Origin of the sequence: Maritimibacter dapengensis, assembly GCF_019218265.1 — a bacterium.
In the GTDB taxonomy this organism is placed as follows: domain Bacteria; phylum Pseudomonadota; class Alphaproteobacteria; order Rhodobacterales; family Rhodobacteraceae; genus Maritimibacter; species Maritimibacter dapengensis.
Genome location: NZ_JAHUZE010000003.1, coordinates 475,711 through 493,144 on the forward strand (window position 1 = coordinate 475,711; position 17,434 = coordinate 493,144).

The following is a 17,434-nucleotide window of genomic DNA, read 5'->3' on the forward strand; positions in this document are numbered from 1 at the left end:
CTCCTTAATGCGCCGCGGCCTGAGCCGGTTCGCGGTGGCCGGGTTCGTCCCGTTTGTCAGCAACTGCGTCGAAGAAGTAGCTGACGAATTCGATCAGCATGGTGATCGCGAACAGGCCGATGAATGCTGCCATCTGATACTTCACATACATGCCGTAAGGCCCGGCCTGGCTCACCTCGTAGTTGGCGAGCGGTGCATTGATGATCGACTGCGGCCCGTTCAGACCGATGAACAGGATGACCCAGGTCGTCGACATGCCCAATAGGATCGTGCCGATCGCGTTAATGAAGCCGCGCTTTGTGCGCCCGAACCCGGCATAGAGCACGTCGACCCGCACGTGGCCCTCGTCGAACAGCGTATAAGCCGAGGCAAACAGGAACAGCGCGGCGTACCAGTAACGCACCAGGTCGCCCATCAACGCTTGCTCATACGAGAACACGAAACGCGAAATCACGATCAGAAGCTCGGCGGCAACGATCAACAACGCAAGCCAGACGAAGCCCAGCGTGCGGGTGAACAGCGCAATGACGAAGGCGACGATCACGAGGGGACCATGGACCCAAGGCCCGACCCAGTTCGCACGCGCGAGGTTCCGCGCGAGATCCTGACCGAGAAGAGGCTCGATGAAGTCTTCGGTCCGCATGAAGGCGATGGCTGCGTCGAAAACGCCCACGAGGAACACCGTCCAGAACAAAGCACGGATCAGGTAGGTGTTGAACTTGTGGATTTGCAGCGCGTCCCAGCGCAACGACCGATCCTGCGTCATGAGAACGAAAGCGGCCCCAACCGCGACCGCGACAGCGTAAATCGCAAGGTGGACGTAGGGGAGTGTCCCGCCTCCTGTGCCCAAGGCTTTTATCCCGGGCCAGTCGAGATAGACGACGAGGATGTTGTTCAGCAGAAGTGCCGCCAGCACCGTCAGACTGATCCACCCGAAAAGACGTGGCAGAACCGCCGGCTTTCCGTGGCGCGGAATCTCTGTGTGATCGAAGACCTCGGTCATTGCCCCTCCCATCGCAATTATTGCGTGAATGCGCGCTCGTTTATCAGAAAAAAAGCGGGACAGAAGCCCCGCTTTTCATTTTTTCGCTCAGATGCACAAAGTGATTACTCGATACCGAGAATCCGGTTCCGGTTGGCCACCAGTTGCCCTTCGAACAGGGCAAGGCCACGACCATACTCGCGCATGGCGGCCTGGGCGCTGTCGTTGACGCGCGCGGCCAGGTCGGAATGTGCTGCTGTTTCCTCGAACACTTCCGCCGCGGCTTCGCCCATCGCGTCCCACACGTCCTCGTTGAACGATTTGACCTCGACGCCCTGCTCCTCCTGCAGTTTGTTGAGGTATTCGCCGTTCAGAGCGGTCGCTTCGTAGTAGCTGTTGGCGTTCTCTTCGAGCGCTGCCGCGGTGATGACAGCACGCTCCGTGTCGGAAAGACCCGACCACCACGACTTGTTCGACGTGAGCGAAAGCTGCGCGCCCGGCTCATGCATACCACCGGTGTAATAGAACTTCGCGGCCTCGTAGAACTTCATGAAGTAGTCGTTGTAGGGACCGACCCACTCCGTCGCTTCGATCGAACCGGAGACGAGGTTTTCGTAGATCTGACCACCCGGAAGCGACACGGTCGACGCGCCGAGTTTCGACAGAACCTGACCACCAAGGCCCGGAATACGCATTTTCAGACCCTTGAGGTCGTCAGCGCTTTCGATTTCCTTGTTGAACCAACCGCCGGCTTGCGTGCCGGTGTTGCCGGCCGGCAGGCCGTAGAGACCGAATTCGTCCTGCACTTCGTCCCAAAGCGCACGGCCTTCACCGTAGAGGCACCAGGCGTTGATCTCGGCGAACGTCATGCCGAACGGCACTGCGGTGAAGTAGGCCAGGGCCGGGTGTTTGCCCGTCCAGTAATAGTCGGCGCCGATATAGGCTTGCGAGTTTCCGCTCGCGACTTCGTCGAACACGTCGAGCGCGCCCACGCGCTCACCCGCTGCGAAGTACTCGGTCTGAATGGCACCTTCCGACAACTCGGTGATGCGGTCGGCCAGACGCTGTGCCGATACACCGAGACCGGGGAAGTCCCGCGGCCAGGTCGACACGATGGTCATGGTCTTTGCACCCTGCGCAACCGCCGGGGCAGCCAGTGCGGTACCGGCGGCGCCGAGTGCGGCACCTTTCAGAAACTTACGACGTTCCATGAGTATCCTCCTCCGTATGACGTCAGTCATGTGTTTTATTGGGTGCGCACCTCCCAGCGCGCAGCCTGCCACACCCTAGCCAGTAGAAGAGGGATTTCAAACGGTTTCAGTCGGACCAGCCGGTTAAATTCGCGTCAACGGGCCAAAAAAGTGGCGGCACTACGGGAATTTACGTAGTGCCGCCGGTTTCCGTCTAAAGCGCGATGTTAGATCGCGAAGAATGGCTGCAGGATTCGCGGGACAAACGCACTGAACCGAAGCGGCGCGTCCGTGGCGGCAAGGCAGATGCAATCTTCGCCTTCGTCTGCCATGGGTACGTGTTCAAGATCGTCGGTCGCGACCTCGACATCGCCGACATCGAAATGACCTGTCGAGTCAGAGAACCCGCCCTGCAGCACCATTGTCAGCTCCAGCCCGCCATGGCTGTGCTCAGGCACCGGCCGGCCAGCGGGGATATAGAGCAACCGCGCAGACCCTTCGTTGCCCATGTCCAGAATGCACTGACGCACGCCACCGCCGAGCTTCTTCCACTTCGGGGGTTTCCCGGAAAGCGCATCGACGACCGGGCCGGGGTAGATGCCCTGTCGCGACGCCGGCTCGGGTTCCACGTCGATCGCATCGTCCAACGCACCCATCACGCGGTCGCGCATACCACCGGACAGCTTTTCTTCTGCCATGCCTTCGAGCACCGCGCCTCCTGCCGCCTGATGCGCCAGCAGATTGGCCCGGCATTCGTCACACATGGAAACATGGCTCGCCACCACCAGCGCGAAGGGCCGCGGCAGGTTTCCGGCGACATAAGCCGCCATGATTGCATCCGGGATATGGTGCGAGATCTGTTCGCTCATCTCTCTACCTCAGATCCTTCAATTCATGCCTCAGCCGTTCCAGACCCAGCCGTATCCGGGATTTGATCGTCCCGAGAGGCAGGCCCGTCGCCTCGGCGATATCACTATGAGTCAGCTCACCAAGGTATGCCTTCTCGATCATGTCGCGCTGGTCAGGGTTCAGCCGGTCGAGCGCATCGCGCAGCACATCGGTTTCCTGCTCCAACGCAAGAACCTGACCCGCATCGGGCTCGGTCTCTTCCGCTTCCGCCTTGAGCGCCTCCGGCATAGGACGGCCCTCCTTGCGGATGATGTCGATCTGGCGATTGCGGGCGACCTGATAGATCCAACTGGAGACCTGCGCCCGCTCGGGATCGTATAGGTGCGCTTTGCGCCAGACCGAAAGCATGACGTCCTGCACGATGTCCTCGGCCTGTCCGGCCGGGGCACCCGCGCGAATGACAAAACCCTTCAGCCGTGGTGCGAAATGATCGAACAACAACCCGAAGGCGCGCTTGTCGCGGTTGTCCCTGATCGCAAGCATCCAGAGCGTTTGCTCGGAATAGGCTTTTTGATCCGCTTTCGTTGCCACGTGCCGGGCTTTCTCAACTGTCTCCATGCCAACGGGACGCACGCATCGCGTGCTTGGTTCCTCGGCAATCAGGTCGTCACTTAGCCTCAACATAACCCGATTACGCGCCGCGTTGAAACTTGGATCAGTAGTGATCCGTATTTTTTCCCGACACGTAATCGAACGGAAAACCAAGAGGATATGACGAGTATGTCTTTCGATGCCCCCCTGACACGGACCCAACGCATTGCCATCATCGGCGGAGGCGTGTCCGGTCTTGCCGCTGCTTACACGTTGGGCGCCACCCATGACGTGACGCTCTTCGAGGCCGAACCGCGCCTCGGCGGTCATGCGCGGACCAAGATGGCCGGCCGGAACGGGGATCAGCCGGTCGACACCGGGTTCATCGTGTTCAACTACGAAACCTATCCGCACTTCACCCGGATGCTCGACGCACTCGATGTGCCAGTGGCGAAATCGAACATGAGCTTCGGGGCGACCGTCGACGGTGGCGCAATGGAATACTCCCTGCAGTCCCTGAACGCGATTTTCGGTCAGCGGCGCAACATCGCCCGCCCGCGCTTCGTCAAGATGATCCGCGACCTGACGAAGTTCAACGCCGAAGCCGAGGCTCATGCCGACGACGATGACATGACCATCGCGGATCTGGTCGACAAGATGCGTTTGGGCCAGTGGTTCGAGCGCTACTACCTCATGCCGATGTGCGGCGCGATCTGGTCGACCTCCACGGACGAAATCCGGGGATTCCCGGCCAAGAGCCTCGTCAATTTCTTTCGCAACCACGCGCTTCTGGGGTGGCAGCAGCACCAGTGGATGACGATTGACGGAGGCTCGGTCGAATACGTGCGGCGTCTGACCGACAATCTGCGCGCAAAAGGCGTGGATCTTCGGCCAGCGACTCCGATAGAAGCCGTGACGCGACTTGCCGGTGCAGCGCAGGTCAAGCCCTACGGCCAAGCGCCGGAAATCTACGACCATGTCATATTCGCGACCCATTCCGACGATGCGCTGAAGCTGTTGAAAGACCCTACTTCTGCTGAAAGCGCCGCGCTCGGCAATCTGAACTACCAGGACAACGAAGTGATCCTTCACGCCGATGTAACGCAGATGCCACGGCGCAAGCTGTGCTGGTCATCGTGGAACTATCAGGCCGACACGCGTGCCGCGCGGGATCAAATCGGCGTCACGTATTGGATGAACCGGCTTCAGAACATTCCCGAAGACGACCCGCTCTTCATCACGCTCAACCCCGCCGAGTCGATCCGGGAAGACTTGATCTACGACCGCGCCAATTTCCGCCACCCTGTCTTCGACCGTGCTGCCCTGCGTGCCCAGCACGCCCTGCGCGAGATGCAAGGCGAGAACAATACGTGGTTCGCCGGCGCGTACACACGCTACGGTTTCCACGAGGACGGCTTCGCCTCAGGCGTGGCGATCGCCGATGCACTGTCGCCCGCAAACATGTTGGTCGCAGCGGAATGACGGGACACAGACATATGCGCGGGTCAACGACCCATGTCCGTAAGGGGTCCGTCCGAAACGCCTTTACCTACGGGGTCGACTACCTATTGATCGATCCGAATGAAACGGCGGATCTGCCGCCGCTGTTCTCGAGGAATTCCTGGGGCATCTTCGCCCTGCATGACCGTGATCACGGCGGTCCGCGTGGTGATGGTGACGGCGTAGCATGGGCGCAGACGGTATTTACCAATGCCGGACTTGAACTCGACGGTGTCGAGATCCTGCTGCTCGCCCAGCCCCGGTTCCTCGGTTTCTGGTTTAACCCGGTCGCGTTCTGGCTCGCCCGCCGCGACGGCGACCTCATCGCTGTGATCGCGGAGGTGAACAACACGATGGGCGACCGGCATTCCTACCTATGCGCAAAGCCCGGTTTCGAACCAATCCTGCCATCCGATCACCTGACCTCGCAAAAGGTGTTCCACGTCTCGCCGTTTCAGGAAATCTCGGGCGACTATCGGTTCCGTTTCGCGATGAGCGAAGACAGGATTGCCATTACCATCGACCTTATCGACGGCAACAAGGGGTTGACCGCGACCCTCACGGGCCCGCTTGCCCCGTTGACCTATCCACGTTTCGCAGGGGCCGCGCTGCGCCGCCCGGCCGGCGCTCTCAGGGTCATGGCGTTGATCCTGTGGCAGGCCGCCAAACTCACGGCAAAAGGCGCAGTGTTTCGCAAGAGGCCAGCCCCGCCTGCCGAGGAAATCAGCTAGGGAACAGGCCCCTCGGGCCTGCGTTATTGCTACATGTCCAAGGAACTTCCCGCCAAACGATACTGGATCATCGGCGCATCCGAAGGGTTGGGGCGCGCACTTGCACATGCGCTCGACAAACGTGGCGCGTCGCTCGTTGTGTCGGCCCGGTCAGAAGATCGCCTGAAAGACCTTGTGGGTGAATTACGCGATGCAAAGGCGGTGATGGTGGATGTCACCGACCCGGATTCAGTTTCTCATGCTGCCAAACAGGCGGGTGATTTCGACGGGATCGTCTATTCCGTCGGTGCCTATGAGCCGATGAAGGCGACAGAATGGAACGGTGATGCTGCGCGTCTGATGGTGAATACGAACATCACGGGCTGCCTCAACATCCTGGGCGAGGTCGTACCGAAGTTCGTCGAAGCCAATCGTGGCCACATCGCGCTTATCGGATCTCTCTCGGGGTTCCGCGGCCTGCCCGGCGCGGTTGGGTATGGGCTATCGAAAGCCGCTGTGATGCATACCGCGGAAAACCTGCGTATCGACCTGTCGAAGACCGACATCCTCGTGCAGAGGATGAACCCCGGTTTCATCGAGACACGCCTGACCGAGAAAAACGAGTTCGATATGCCGCAGCTCATGTCGCCCGAAGCCGCCGCGAATCACGTCATGCGTGCGATCGACTCGCGGCGCTTTTCCTACAGCTTTCCGCGACCGTTTTCGTGGCTGTTCACCGTCGGACAGCACCTGCCGCTTTCGTGGTTCCAAGGGTTCTTCAAAGGACTTGTCTGATTTGCGCCGCGTGCGTGGCACGCGTCGCGACGCTGGAGGGGCGCTGCCCCTCTAGACCTCCCCGAAGTATTTTTGAAACGATGAAGCGGATCAGGTGAGCGGGATGGTCATCTCGGCGATCACAGGCGCCGTATCGGGCCGCTTACCACGCCACCAGAGATACGCTTCGGCCGCCTGTTCCACCAACATGCCGACACCATCCGCGATACCGACACCACTCGCTTGCGCGTCTTCAAGAAAGGGGGTCAGCCCCTTGCCGTAGACCAGATCGTAGGCAAGCGCGGCGTCTTCGAAAACCGACATAGGCAGAGGCGGTTTCTTGCCCGTCAGACTGGTTGTGGTCGAGTTCACCACGATGTCGTATCCACGCGTAACCTCATCGTAGCCGATCGCGTGGATCTCACCACGGTCTCCAAGGCGTTTGACGATGTCGCGGCCTTTCGCGACGGTACGGTTGGCGATGGTCACGCTCATCGCGCCCGCGGCAAGAAATGGGGCGACCGCGCCACGTGTTGCGCCGCCAGCCCCCGCAAAAAAAATGCGTTTGCCGGTCAGATCATGACCGAGATTGGCCGAGATGTCGCGCACGAGCCCGACACCGTCGAAATTTTCGGCCACGATCTCATCGCCCACGAATTTCAGGCAATTCGAGGCGCCGCAGATCGCGGCCGCATCGCGCGCGGTGTCGGCGAGTTCGAACGCTTCGACCTTGAACGGCACTGTCACGTTGACTCCGAGCCCCCCTGCCTCCCGGAATGCGTGGACCGCGTCAGCGAACCCGTCGAGCCCGGTCTCTATCGCGTCATAGGTCAAGTCGTCGTGGAACTGTCTGGCGAACGCGTTGTGGATGAAGGGCGATTTCGTGTGGCTCAATGGATTGCCAAGCACAGCGTAGCGGGCCGTCATGCGAGAAGCGTCGCCATCCTGCGAAGCGCGAGTTGGTAGCCTTCGACCCCAAGTCCCGCGATCACACCGTCCGCCCGGAGCGAGACGTAAGAATGATGGCGGAAGCTCTCGCGCCTGTGGACGTTCGAAATATGCACCTCGATCACCGGACCCTCGAACGTGTTCAGTGCGTCGAGGATAGCAACAGAGGTATGCGTGTAAGCGGCAGGGTTGATGATGATGCCCTCCACCTTTTCCCGTGCGGCGTGGATCATCTCGACGATTTCGCCTTCGTGGTTCGACTGAGACAGCGCCACCTCCAGCCCAAGCTCACGTCCGAGCTTGGCACAGGTGGCCTCGACATCGGCAAGCGTGTCGGCGCCGTAAATCTCCGGCTGCCGTTTGCCCAGCAGGTTCAAATTGGGACCGTTCAGGATATGGATCGTCTTGGCCATGTGCTTCGCCCTTCTTTTCGGTCGTCCTACACGGCTTTTTGGCCTTGTCACAGTCGGCCCGGCGCGATTTCCGCCGCGCCGTGGCGTTTCGGTCAGAGCCAGCGGCCAACGGCGAGCAACGAGACGTCCGGCGTCACACTGTCAGACCCGGAGAGGTCGAAACTCACGATCTCGACGTCCGTAGCACTTTGGGACGAAATCGTAATCACGCCAGGCGTTGCACCCAGCACTGTGGCGGCGACCGAGTAAGCGGCGCTCGCGAAGGTTTCGGGCAGGGTCCATGTCGCGGCAGCGCCGTCCGCGGTGGTGAAGGCTTCGATCTGGCAAATCAGCGTGCCGTCCGCGAATTTCGTGTAGCTGCCGTTTGCGCCATCCCCGGTTTCGATCACCGCGTTCCCGGGGCCGGGGGTGGCGGCCACCACACCAACCATGTTGGCGGTCGTCACGATGCCACTCCCCGCAGCCAGCGACAGGGCTTCTTCCCAATTCACGCCATCAGCGCTGAGCTTGACGGAAAAGGCGTCGGTGCCGGCAAGCCCGATTTCCGCGCGTCCGGACCAGTCGGATTGAAACAGAAGCGACGCGGTATCGCTGGCAGACGACTTGTTGATCTTGAGCTGATGCCCGGCACCTTCGTGGGTAAGAAGCGTGGCTGGAGCGCTCACTGAAAGCCGATTTGTCGCGTCGGAGGTCGTATTGACCCCGACACCGGGAAGGTTGTCGAAGTCCACGCTCGTCGATGCCGCGACCCAGCCGGACCCATCGTGCACCATCACATCCGTCGAGCCGGCCTCTACCGCGAGCCACCCGGCGGACGGCGTCACGAAATGCCATGCGCTGTCGAACCAGAAGGCGACATCACCGTCATGACCGGCCCACGCGTCGGTGGCTGAGGCACCGATCGCATGGCTCTCACCGTCATCGGGGTTAGCGGGAGGCGTGACGGCGTCGAACGCGGTGACCGAAAGCTGCACGATGATGTCGAGCCGACGCAGCGCCTCATTATGCGTGACATGCTTTTGCGCTTGGGCAGGCTGGATGAACGGAAGCGTTAGTCTGGGCGACGACTGGGGCATATTGGATCTCGCAATGAAGAGTTTTCATGGTGGATACACGCCCCCGCATTGCGAATGGTAAACGAACCGTTCCTTTCACATAGCCCCGTTAACCATTTGTTAATAAAGGCCACTTCGGCTTGCGAGGCAGTTCGGGCAAGCCAAAGTTAAGCTATTGATCATAATAAATAATTCGATAGACAGTAAGGAAAAACTGCCTTGCAGACCTGACTCCACCTGCTAACTCTTTCCACAAGAGGGCGGGAAAAAAGAGAGCGAGCAGCGTGCAGATGAAAGACGAAAGACTACGAAAGACTTGGAAACAAGACGCCGAAGGTGTGAAGCACGATATCCTGTCGGTCGCCATGCACGAGTTCGCGGAGTTCGGCCTCGCGGGTGCACGGATCGACGAGATTGCCGAGAAAACCAAGACATCCAAGAGGATGATCTACTATTATTTCGGCGACAAGGAAGGTCTCTACATCGCCTCGATCGAAGCCGCCTACGCCCTTGCGCGTGATGGAATGGACGCCATCGACATTGAGGGCCTGGCGCCTGATGCGGCCGTCAGGGAAATCGCCGGCTACATGTTCGATTTCTATCGCGCCAATCCCGAATTGGTGAGAATGGTCATGAACGAGAACATGCATCATGCCCAGTTCGTCCAGAAGTCGGCGTACATATCAGACATGGTGATGTCCGTGGTTGACCGGCTGCAACGTGCCGTCCGCCGTGGACAGGATCAAGGCGTTTTCCGCTCCGATGTCGATCCGCTTCTCCTGTTCTGGCAAATTCAGGCGCAGAGTTTCTACAACGTGTCCAATCAACCCAGCTTCGCGGCGAAGTTCGGAGCTTCCGTGTTCACCGAAGACGGTCAGCACGCGATGCGGACGGCGATTATCGAGAGCGTGTTGCGTTACCTAAAGGCGTGAGGTGTCGACGTCCTCACGCCGCCTGAGGCTAGGGGTCTTGTTGGAATCCTAGTGGCTTTGCCCGTTGTCCGAAACTTTGTCGCGCCGCAGAAGACCCTGAAGCCAGACATCGTTCCCGGTTTCTTTGATGGTATCGTTCAAGAGCGCTTCGTAGGACCGTTTCTCAAGGTGCTTTTGTTCCTGACCCACCCGGCGTCCTCCAAAGAAGAGCCGCGGAACGTTGAAGAAATTGGTCAGAAAGGCATTGCTGACATCGCCGTTTCGAGCTTCGGCATTCTCCACCGCGCGGGCAAGCGAAGTCATGGCTTCCGCCTCGGAATGCTTGGGCAAGAGCACCTGCTCGCCGATATGCAATTGAACGGGGACCTCGTCTCCGGACGAAAACACGCTCCGCAGGCGTTTGTTTAATTCCGTTTCCTGATTGCGGTGCCGCAGCGTCTGGCCTTTTTCCGGGATGCACAGGAAGGTGCCATTGCCGCGATACGAAAGCACACCTCCGTCGGCAAGCAGGGTATCCTGCACCGCCGCGGCGGTTGCGCCGAGCATCAGCTTGAATTGTTCGGATGTGTACTCGGCATACAGATGGTCAACCGATCCGATTTTCACGGCGACAGTCGTCAGCCGGGCCGTGCGACGACGCAGTAACTCTCGCAGATAATTCTCGAACTCGCTGTATTCGAGCGCGGATTCAATGCCTGGGAGCGTTATCGGATCGTTGAGCATGATCTCCTTCAGCTCTCCGCCCATGCCCACCAGCTCACCGGCTTTGTAGGTCCGATGTTCGTTTCGGGACTTCTCCAGCGAAAGCTTCTGAGCCGCCTGCATTCTCGGCGGAAGGTCCACGCAGTCGAATGGTTTTGTCACGTAATCGGTAGCGCCCGCGTGGAATGCGCGGTCGAGATCCTGCTTCGCGTGCATCGCCGTCAGCATGATGATCGGCGTCTGTTTGTGACCGGGGCTTTGGCGGATCAATTTGACGAGCGATATCCCGTCCACTTCGGGCATTTGAATATCGCAAAGGAAGCACTCGAAAGGTTCTTCTGCGTCCGAAATGGCCTCGAGCGCCGCCTTTGCCGAAGGCACGGCATTTACTTCGTGCTTCGTTGAGAAATCCAGGTACTGAACAACGATATCGAGGATTGTTGGATCGTCATCGATGACTAGGACTCTCATTTCAACTCCAATTCAAAGTCTCGACGCACTTCTGTGCGCGTTTTTCCCGTGTAGGTTACTCGTTGCGTTTTCGACCAGAAATGAGGCAGCCGTCGGTCATCTTTGTGGCCTTTACCAGCGGTTAACTATACAAAGTGATATGCGGTTCGATGGGTTGCGTGGTTTGCGAGTCACTACGATAATTTTTCCAAGCGGTTTCGCCCGTGATGTCTTTGGTAACTGCGCGATAGGCCTTATTTCCTTGTGTGTTCCTGCGCTGGATCACACTGCGGCCTGGACAGATATGGCGTGTTCTTCGGGTTAAGAGAACGCCTCGCTCGGGAAAATTTTTTCCCAACCGAACCCATTTTCGCACATCACCACGGACTAGAGCGATTTAGGAAACAATCCCGCCAAATCGGCCAAATTGTTGACATATTTCCTTGTAAATGCACTTTTCCAATGTAACCTCAGAGTTGTCTGAATGATTCTTGTGCCTGCTTGCCGCGAGAACGTAAAATCGGGAGTCGACTCTGATGGCGTCGCGCGTTCAATCTGGAAATTCTTGGTCCCTGAAGGCCGATCGTCGGGAAAATACCGACCAGAATGACGCGTCTCGAATTGCGAAGCAGACTGCGGACTGGACGGCCTACGCAACGTCGTACGACCTGCTCGCCGACTACAATCCGGCGTATCAGGAGCTCGTGAAGGAATGCGATGAATTCCTTTCCGGGATCGAGCCGCCGCGCGTCATTTTCGACGTTGGCGGTGGCACCGGGACATACTCGCTCCTGGCCGCTCAGAAGTTCCCCGAAAGCGCCATTTACCTGATCGAACCCGACCAGGGTATGAGAATGCGTGCCCAGGAGAAGCTGTCTGGTTTCGACAACATCACGTATGTTGGTACCGGTCTGGAAGACGCCGAAATTTCGGTCAAAGCGGATACCATAATCTGCGTTCACTCGCTGTATTCCATGCCGGATCAAACGGAACGGTTGAAAAACCTGCGTGATTTTCTTGAGCCTGGCGGCCTTATGTTCCTTGTGGATCTAGGGCGAACCATGAACGTGACGGATTGGCGATCGTACTTGTTTTCCCACCTGACCAGGGAATACGGCCTCATCAAAGCACTGAAAGTGTTCTGGCAGGGTCGGGAAATCGCGAAGCAGAACAAAGCGATTTTCGAAGCGCAGAAAAACGGCCTGTATTGGACGCACACCGGAGCAGAGCTTGCAGCTTCGGTCGAGAATGCAGGGTTCGAAATCATAAAACAGAAATCCGTCTACCGCGACTACAGCGATCTGCTGTTGTGTCGCGCTGCGATGTGAACGGGCAGCGATTGGGGGCTGGAGAATTGTACGAGCAGGTTCTGGAAACGCTTAAGCATTGCCGATACACCGTCATGACGAACGGTGACGACCTCGATAAGGTCTTTCGGCTTCGCTACGAGTGCTATCGCGCCGAGAATTCGATTCCGCGAAACGAAGACCGGGTCATGTCGGATTCCTTCGACGAGAGTGACAATTGCGTGCACGTTGCGGTTGAAATGGACGACACGGTTGTGGCCGCCGTCCGTCTCCACCTCGTGTCGCGTCTGAACAAGGAAGCGCCTACGATTGAGGTGTTTCCGGAAATCATGGAAACAGTCGACGCGGGCAACACGCTCCTCGATCCGACCCGGTTTGTCGTGAACCCGGAGGCGCGGAAGGCGCGGCTGCCTCTCCACTTCTTGGCACTGCGTATTCCGTTCCTCGCGACGTCGTTTTACGACGTGGACGTTGCCCTCGCACCGGTGCGTACAGAGCATTCCGCGTTCTATCTTCGTTACCTGGGGTATGAGGTCTATGCACCTCCCCGCCAGTATCCGGGATTGAAAAAGCCCGTTTGCCTCTTGACCGCGAAGGTGAAAGAGCACCGTGACGAAGTCCTTCACAGATATCCGTTTTTCGGCAAGATAGAGTCTATTCCGCAGTCCGAGATCAATTTTCCTAGACTACGCGAATCCTACGTTGCATCGGGCCGGAACTCTTTTCGCGCCGCCTAGTCGCGCCGCTGGCAAGTACCGTAAATGACGACCGCGGCCTCGTTTTTAGGCCGCAGATTGATGAAATGTTTATCGTGCCTTCATGCGTGTGCACGTCCTGACGACCTTCGAAATACACGCCGAAAGGGCGATTTGCCCGAAAACCGTCCGATTTCTACCAAAATTCATGTGTAACGTGCCCGGTAGCGGGAGTTTGGAAAGAGGCAAGGATGCAACGCCTGGTAAGAGCGGCGCGGTCGGAATGGTTCGACTGGGAAGACCGCGAAGAACGGATCAAGGATTATATTGATCTAACCAACAAGCTCATTTGGCAGCGGCAGGCGAGTTTCCTGGCGGCGGCACTGCTTGCGGCTTTCTACTTCGATCCGTTCTCGACCATTGCATGCTACATCGGCGTGTTTCTGTCGGAACTTCTTGATCAGATTCTCGGAGCGAGAGCGAAATCCTGGGATGGGAAGGACCCGGAAATCGGCCGGCGTTACCTCAGGCGGATCACGTTCAACACGGTCGTCAGCGCCGGCGCAATCAGTGTGTTCATTCTCAACATCGCGTGGCAGCAAACCTCAGGCGGGCACTTCACGCCCCTCTTTTTCCTGTTTTCCGCGTCTCTTTTCGCCGCGATGTATAACAGTCAGATATTCACGGTGCTGCTCCTGAGATTGTCGATCTACGGGGCGACCTTTGTGGCTATCGCTTTCCTGGACGTCTTACGATACCGGCCTGAACTCTCCTCCGTGGTCTGGCTGGAATTTTTCACGATTCTCTTCGTGCTGTATTTCATCGCGGACACCTCGGCGAAATTCTACAAGAACTATCAAGAGCGGCTCGAACAGCTGAAACTGATCCGCGAAGAGAACGAACGCACGAAGGCCGCCTACGAAATCAAGTCGCAATTCCTTTCGACGGTCAGTCACGAGCTTCGCACCCCCCTGACGTCGATCAAGGCTTCGATCGACCTGGTAAACGCCGGCGTTCTCGGCGAAGTGCCCGAAACGCTCAAACCGCCCCTCGCCATCGCGGCGAAGAACGGCCAGCGTCTGGCCAACCTGATCGACGACCTCCTCGACCTTCAGAAAATGGAGGCGGGCGAGATGGACTTCCACTTCGAAGCAATGAGTGTCAACAGCTTGGTGAAAGAAGCGGTTGAGGCCACGGCTGGCTATGCAGAAAAGCTCGGCATTCACGTGACAACGATCATCCCTGCCACGGACGTGATGATGAACGGCGACCATGACCGCTTGATACAGGTCATGAACAACCTTCTGTCGAACGCGCTGAAATTCTCGGATGAGGGCGGATCCGTTCAGGTGCGTCTCGAGTCCAACGGAAACCGTGTGCGTATATCGGTGGAAGATGAGGGCGTTGGGATACCAGCAGATGCACGTGAGCGTGTCTTCGGAAAATTCAGCCAGGTCGACTCCTCCGATATCCGCAAGGTCGGCGGCACCGGATTGGGCCTCAACATCTCCAAGCAGATCGTCGAACGACACAAGGGCACGATCGACTACGAAAGCGAACAGGGCGTCGGCTCAACGTTCTTCGTAGAATTCGATCAGGTGCAACAGGAAGACACCGGTGAAACCGGAAGCGACCCGTTGGCCCTTTCGGCCTGATCTGTCCCACTATCCGGGATCAACCTGCGATATGTAGCCTTTCGGCAGGTGGAATCCCGGTTGATGCGAAAGGATAGTGTCGTCTAGAGTATATACCAATGAGGGTGTGAAAAGACTGCTTCCTGTTCCCGTTCGGTCCGCTTCAGGCCCCATGCTCGGGAGGATGCATAGGATGAGTGCTTCGACGAAAGTTGTCTCCGCGTATGAGGAAAGCTACGTGCACGGTATCCGCGAATGAACAAGCTAGAGAGAATCCTTCACGTCGATGACGATGAGGATATCCGCGCGCTCACGAAGATGGCGCTCGAAATGGTCGGGCATTACCAGGTCCAGCAGTTCGAGTCCGGCGAAGACGCACTCAATTCATCCGAGGATCTTGTCCCTCAATTGTTCCTGCTCGATTACATGATGCCGGGCATCAGCGGGGTCGAGCTCTGGCGCAAACTACGTGATATTCCCGGTCTCGAAGATGTGCCGGCCGTATTCATCACGGCAAAGTCGGAAGACACCTTCGCGGAAAACCTGGTCGATGAGGGCGCTTTGGCGGTAATCGTGAAGCCGTTCGAAATCGCTCGGCTCTGCGAACTGATCGAAGAAGCGTGGCAGAAGCATCAATCCGACGCCTGAGGCCGGACCGTTACCATCCTGAATGAGCGCGTGAAAGCTGCGACGTCGGTCCGCACAGATCGCGTAGGCCGCTGCAGGACCGTTAGTCGGCAGTTACGCCGTACTCTGCCTTGATCGCTTCGATCATGACCATAAGTTGCCGGATCTGCGCTATCACGACATCACGTCCCACCGAGACATCGTTCGACTTGTAAGCGGCAAGCGTTGCCTCGGTCCGTCGCGCTGCTGCACCCAGCTCCGAGTACCCAAGCGTGTGGCCCACGCCGGCGATCCGGTGCGAAACAAAAGACGCGTCGTCGAAAAGGGCTTTTTGCTGCTCTGGCTTGGCGTCCGACATGATCGCCGACCTGAGCCGCGCGTGATATCCCGTCAACTTGCCTACGAACTCGCCCCGGATCTTTTCGACAGCGGGGGAAAGCGCAGCGAGGGCGGCTCTGGATTTCTCCTGATACGAGCGGGAAGACCCGCCGACATTCCTGCCCAAAACCTTGTCCCTTTGTCCTAGTCTCAGTCCCCGCGCCGTGGGTTGATCCCGCAACACTTTGTCCCCGCGGGGAAAATCGTCCGACCGCATAATACCCTCACCCAATATCGTATCGCCATTGAATTGCGATAACCGTTTCAGGACCATCAAAGGTGCAGCCCGCAACGTGGCCAGACAGCCGAAGTCAGGGCGGCCCGCGTTCAAAACGCGCTTCGATCATCCATTAGAAAAATTTAGTTTCTTCGACTTCCCCTGTGGTCTGCTGTTATCTCCCCCGGCTTCGGGAAGCATCCCTGTCGCGTCACCGGAGCCCGGCCTGAAAGGGTTTTCAACCTTTTTTGATTTTCCGCCCGGGAACGCCTTCGACGGATCTCCGGACCCCTGTCTCTTGGCCTTGTTCTGACGTTTCTTGAAAATGCTGGGCGGAGACTTCCGGTCGCTTGCGAGAGAAAGCTTAGGGTGTTCGCCGACTTCCGTGTTCAATTGCTCGCGCAGTAATTGTGCGAATTCGGCCCTCAAATCGTCCTGCAGGTCCTCCGACCCGGAACCACCCATGGCACCTTCATCCCGGAACCCGAGCGAGAACCGCCGTTTCGGTTCCGGCGCGGCAACAGGGTTGGCTTTTAGGCGAACATTCTCGATCGCGGTCCACGTCGCCTTGCTCAGTTCACCGCGGGTCGGGAGGCGGATCGGCGAGCCGGGGGCCAGCACGACCGTTGCGGCCGGCGGCAGTTTGGCCGTGTGCTTGCCTTCGCTCTCCGCAATCGCGACGGTGATTTCTTCTCCGAGAGCCTTGATGACGTGTTGCCCCTTGCGTGGGATCACACCCCCGAACTCACCCGCGCCACGGTAGGCGATATAGGCGTCATAGCTGTCGAGACGATCAATGATCGCGGCGGCGACCGACCTGAGGAAGTTCTTGAACTCGAGCGGAGGCAGAATCCTGTGCAGGGTCTCCACATTGCGGATTTTCGCGGCAAACACTGTGGTCCGGAAAAGCGCGCTCCGACCGGACTGATACAGGTAGTTCTCGAAGGCCGGATACCGAAGCAGCCGATCCATCTTGCCGAGGTCGATCGCCTCGTCGAGATCGTGCTGCGTCGTGCGATCGAGCACTTCGATCAGCGAGTCGATGACATCCGCACTCTCTGCCAACGACTTACGCTCGTTGATAAGCTGCTCCGCGATACCCAGGCGAACGATGATCTCGGTCGCATCCAGTGGTTTGGTCAGGTAATCGCTCGCACCGGCCGAGAACGCACGGTCGATATAGGATTTCTCCGACATGGATGTGAGCATCAGGATCGGCGTTTCCGCGTGCTGGGGCGTTTCCCGGATCTTCCGGCAAAGCTCGATCCCGTCCATGCCCGGCATCTGAATGTCGAGCAGGAAGCAGGTGTAGGGTTTCTTCGCTTCGGCGATCAGCTCCAGCGCACGCTCGGCGGATTCACACGTTTGCACCTCGCCGTATTCGGCGCTCACAAGGATTTCCTTGAGCAGGTCACGAACGATTTTATCGTCATCGACAGCAAGAATTTTCATTGTTGGGCCGTCCGATTTTGCAGGGCGT

At 58.3% G+C, this 17,434-nt stretch carries 18 protein-coding genes; 8 read left to right on the plus strand and 10 right to left on the minus strand.

The window, feature by feature from the left end; genetic code table 11:
• Positions 1–4 precede the first annotated feature (4 nt).
• The 4 genes from KJP28_RS14510 to KJP28_RS14525 form a co-directional block, all read right to left on the minus strand.
• Positions 5–1,003, minus strand: a complete 999-nt coding sequence (locus tag KJP28_RS14510) for a TRAP transporter small permease subunit (RefSeq protein ID WP_218393332.1) — start codon at positions 1,001–1,003, stop codon at positions 5–7.
• A gap of 104 nt (positions 1,004–1,107) precedes the next feature.
• On the minus strand, positions 1,108–2,193 hold the full coding sequence (locus KJP28_RS14515; protein ID WP_218393333.1) for a TRAP transporter substrate-binding protein: 1,086 nt from the start codon (positions 2,191–2,193) through the stop codon (positions 1,108–1,110).
• Between the two features lie 206 nt (positions 2,194–2,399).
• Positions 2,400–3,041 carry a ChrR family anti-sigma-E factor gene (locus KJP28_RS14520; RefSeq protein ID WP_218393334.1) on the minus strand — a complete coding sequence of 214 codons (642 nt, stop codon included), beginning with the start codon at positions 3,039–3,041 and terminating at the stop codon, positions 2,400–2,402.
• 4 nt (positions 3,042–3,045) lie between these two features.
• Positions 3,046–3,639 (minus strand): sigma-70 family RNA polymerase sigma factor, encoded by a 594-nt coding sequence (locus KJP28_RS14525; RefSeq protein WP_418887934.1) that lies wholly within the window; start codon positions 3,637–3,639, stop codon positions 3,046–3,048.
• A 162-nt stretch (positions 3,640–3,801) separates the two neighbouring features.
• On the opposite strand from KJP28_RS14525, the gene KJP28_RS14530 reads away from it, so the two are divergent.
• From KJP28_RS14530 to KJP28_RS14540, 3 genes are read left to right on the plus strand one after another with little or no spacing between them, the layout of a single operon-like run.
• On the plus strand, positions 3,802–5,094 hold the full coding sequence (locus KJP28_RS14530) for an NAD(P)/FAD-dependent oxidoreductase (RefSeq protein WP_218393335.1): 1,293 nt from the start codon (positions 3,802–3,804) through the stop codon (positions 5,092–5,094).
• Between the two features lie 14 nt (positions 5,095–5,108).
• Entirely contained in the window at positions 5,109–5,843 is a 735-nt protein-coding gene (locus KJP28_RS14535) for a DUF1365 domain-containing protein (RefSeq protein ID WP_255552403.1), read from the plus strand.
• Positions 5,844–5,876: 33 nt separating this feature from the next.
• Positions 5,877–6,617 (plus strand): SDR family NAD(P)-dependent oxidoreductase, encoded by a 741-nt coding sequence (locus KJP28_RS14540; protein ID WP_218393337.1) that lies wholly within the window; start codon positions 5,877–5,879, stop codon positions 6,615–6,617.
• 90 nt (positions 6,618–6,707) lie between these two features.
• Here the strand turns inward: KJP28_RS14540 and aroE are convergent, their stop codons facing one another.
• The 3 genes from aroE to KJP28_RS14555 form a co-directional block, all read right to left on the minus strand.
• A complete protein-coding gene (gene aroE / locus KJP28_RS14545; protein WP_218393338.1) occupies positions 6,708–7,523 on the minus strand; it encodes a shikimate dehydrogenase in 816 nt (271 codons plus the stop codon).
• A complete protein-coding gene (gene aroQ, locus KJP28_RS14550) occupies positions 7,520–7,957 on the minus strand; it encodes a type II 3-dehydroquinate dehydratase (RefSeq protein ID WP_218393339.1) in 438 nt (145 codons plus the stop codon). Before aroQ ends, aroE begins: the two co-directional genes overlap by 4 nt.
• 92 nt (positions 7,958–8,049) lie before the next feature.
• On the minus strand, positions 8,050–9,033 hold the full coding sequence (locus KJP28_RS14555; protein WP_218393340.1) for a DUF2793 domain-containing protein: 984 nt from the start codon (positions 9,031–9,033) through the stop codon (positions 8,050–8,052).
• Positions 9,034–9,302: 269 nt separating this feature from the next.
• Between KJP28_RS14555 and KJP28_RS14560 the strand changes: the two genes are divergently transcribed.
• On the plus strand, positions 9,303–9,944 hold the full coding sequence (locus KJP28_RS14560) for a TetR/AcrR family transcriptional regulator (RefSeq protein WP_218393341.1): 642 nt from the start codon (positions 9,303–9,305) through the stop codon (positions 9,942–9,944).
• Positions 9,945–9,992: 48 nt separating this feature from the next.
• On the opposite strand, the gene KJP28_RS14565 is transcribed toward KJP28_RS14560, so the two are convergent.
• Positions 9,993–11,117 carry a response regulator gene (locus KJP28_RS14565; protein ID WP_218393342.1) on the minus strand — a complete coding sequence of 375 codons (1,125 nt, stop codon included), beginning with the start codon at positions 11,115–11,117 and terminating at the stop codon, positions 9,993–9,995.
• Positions 11,118–11,632: 515 nt separating this feature from the next.
• Here KJP28_RS14565 and KJP28_RS14570 point away from each other — a divergent pair.
• The 4 genes from KJP28_RS14570 to KJP28_RS14585 all read left to right on the plus strand — a co-directional run bounded on the left by KJP28_RS14570 (position 11,633) and on the right by KJP28_RS14585 (position 15,380).
• Positions 11,633–12,424 carry a class I SAM-dependent methyltransferase gene (locus KJP28_RS14570; protein ID WP_218393343.1) on the plus strand — a complete coding sequence of 264 codons (792 nt, stop codon included), beginning with the start codon at positions 11,633–11,635 and terminating at the stop codon, positions 12,422–12,424.
• Positions 12,425–12,498: 74 nt separating this feature from the next.
• The gene (locus KJP28_RS14575; RefSeq protein WP_255552404.1) at positions 12,499–13,140 is read left to right on the plus strand and encodes an N-acyl amino acid synthase FeeM domain-containing protein; all 642 of its coding nucleotides are present in this window, start codon (positions 12,499–12,501) and stop codon (positions 13,138–13,140) included.
• A gap of 209 nt (positions 13,141–13,349) precedes the next feature.
• On the plus strand, positions 13,350–14,753 hold the full coding sequence (locus KJP28_RS14580) for a sensor histidine kinase (protein ID WP_218393345.1): 1,404 nt from the start codon (positions 13,350–13,352) through the stop codon (positions 14,751–14,753).
• Between the two features lie 234 nt (positions 14,754–14,987).
• A complete protein-coding gene (locus KJP28_RS14585; protein WP_218393346.1) occupies positions 14,988–15,380 on the plus strand; it encodes a response regulator in 393 nt (130 codons plus the stop codon).
• An 82-nt stretch (positions 15,381–15,462) separates the two neighbouring features.
• Here the strand turns inward: KJP28_RS14585 and KJP28_RS14590 are convergent, their stop codons facing one another.
• On the minus strand, positions 15,463–15,864 hold the full coding sequence (locus KJP28_RS14590) for an Hpt domain-containing protein (RefSeq protein WP_218393347.1): 402 nt from the start codon (positions 15,862–15,864) through the stop codon (positions 15,463–15,465).
• Positions 15,865–16,080: 216 nt separating this feature from the next.
• The gene (locus tag KJP28_RS14595; protein ID WP_218393348.1) at positions 16,081–17,406 is read right to left on the minus strand and encodes a response regulator; all 1,326 of its coding nucleotides are present in this window, start codon (positions 17,404–17,406) and stop codon (positions 16,081–16,083) included.
• Positions 17,407–17,434: the final 28 nt, after the last annotated feature.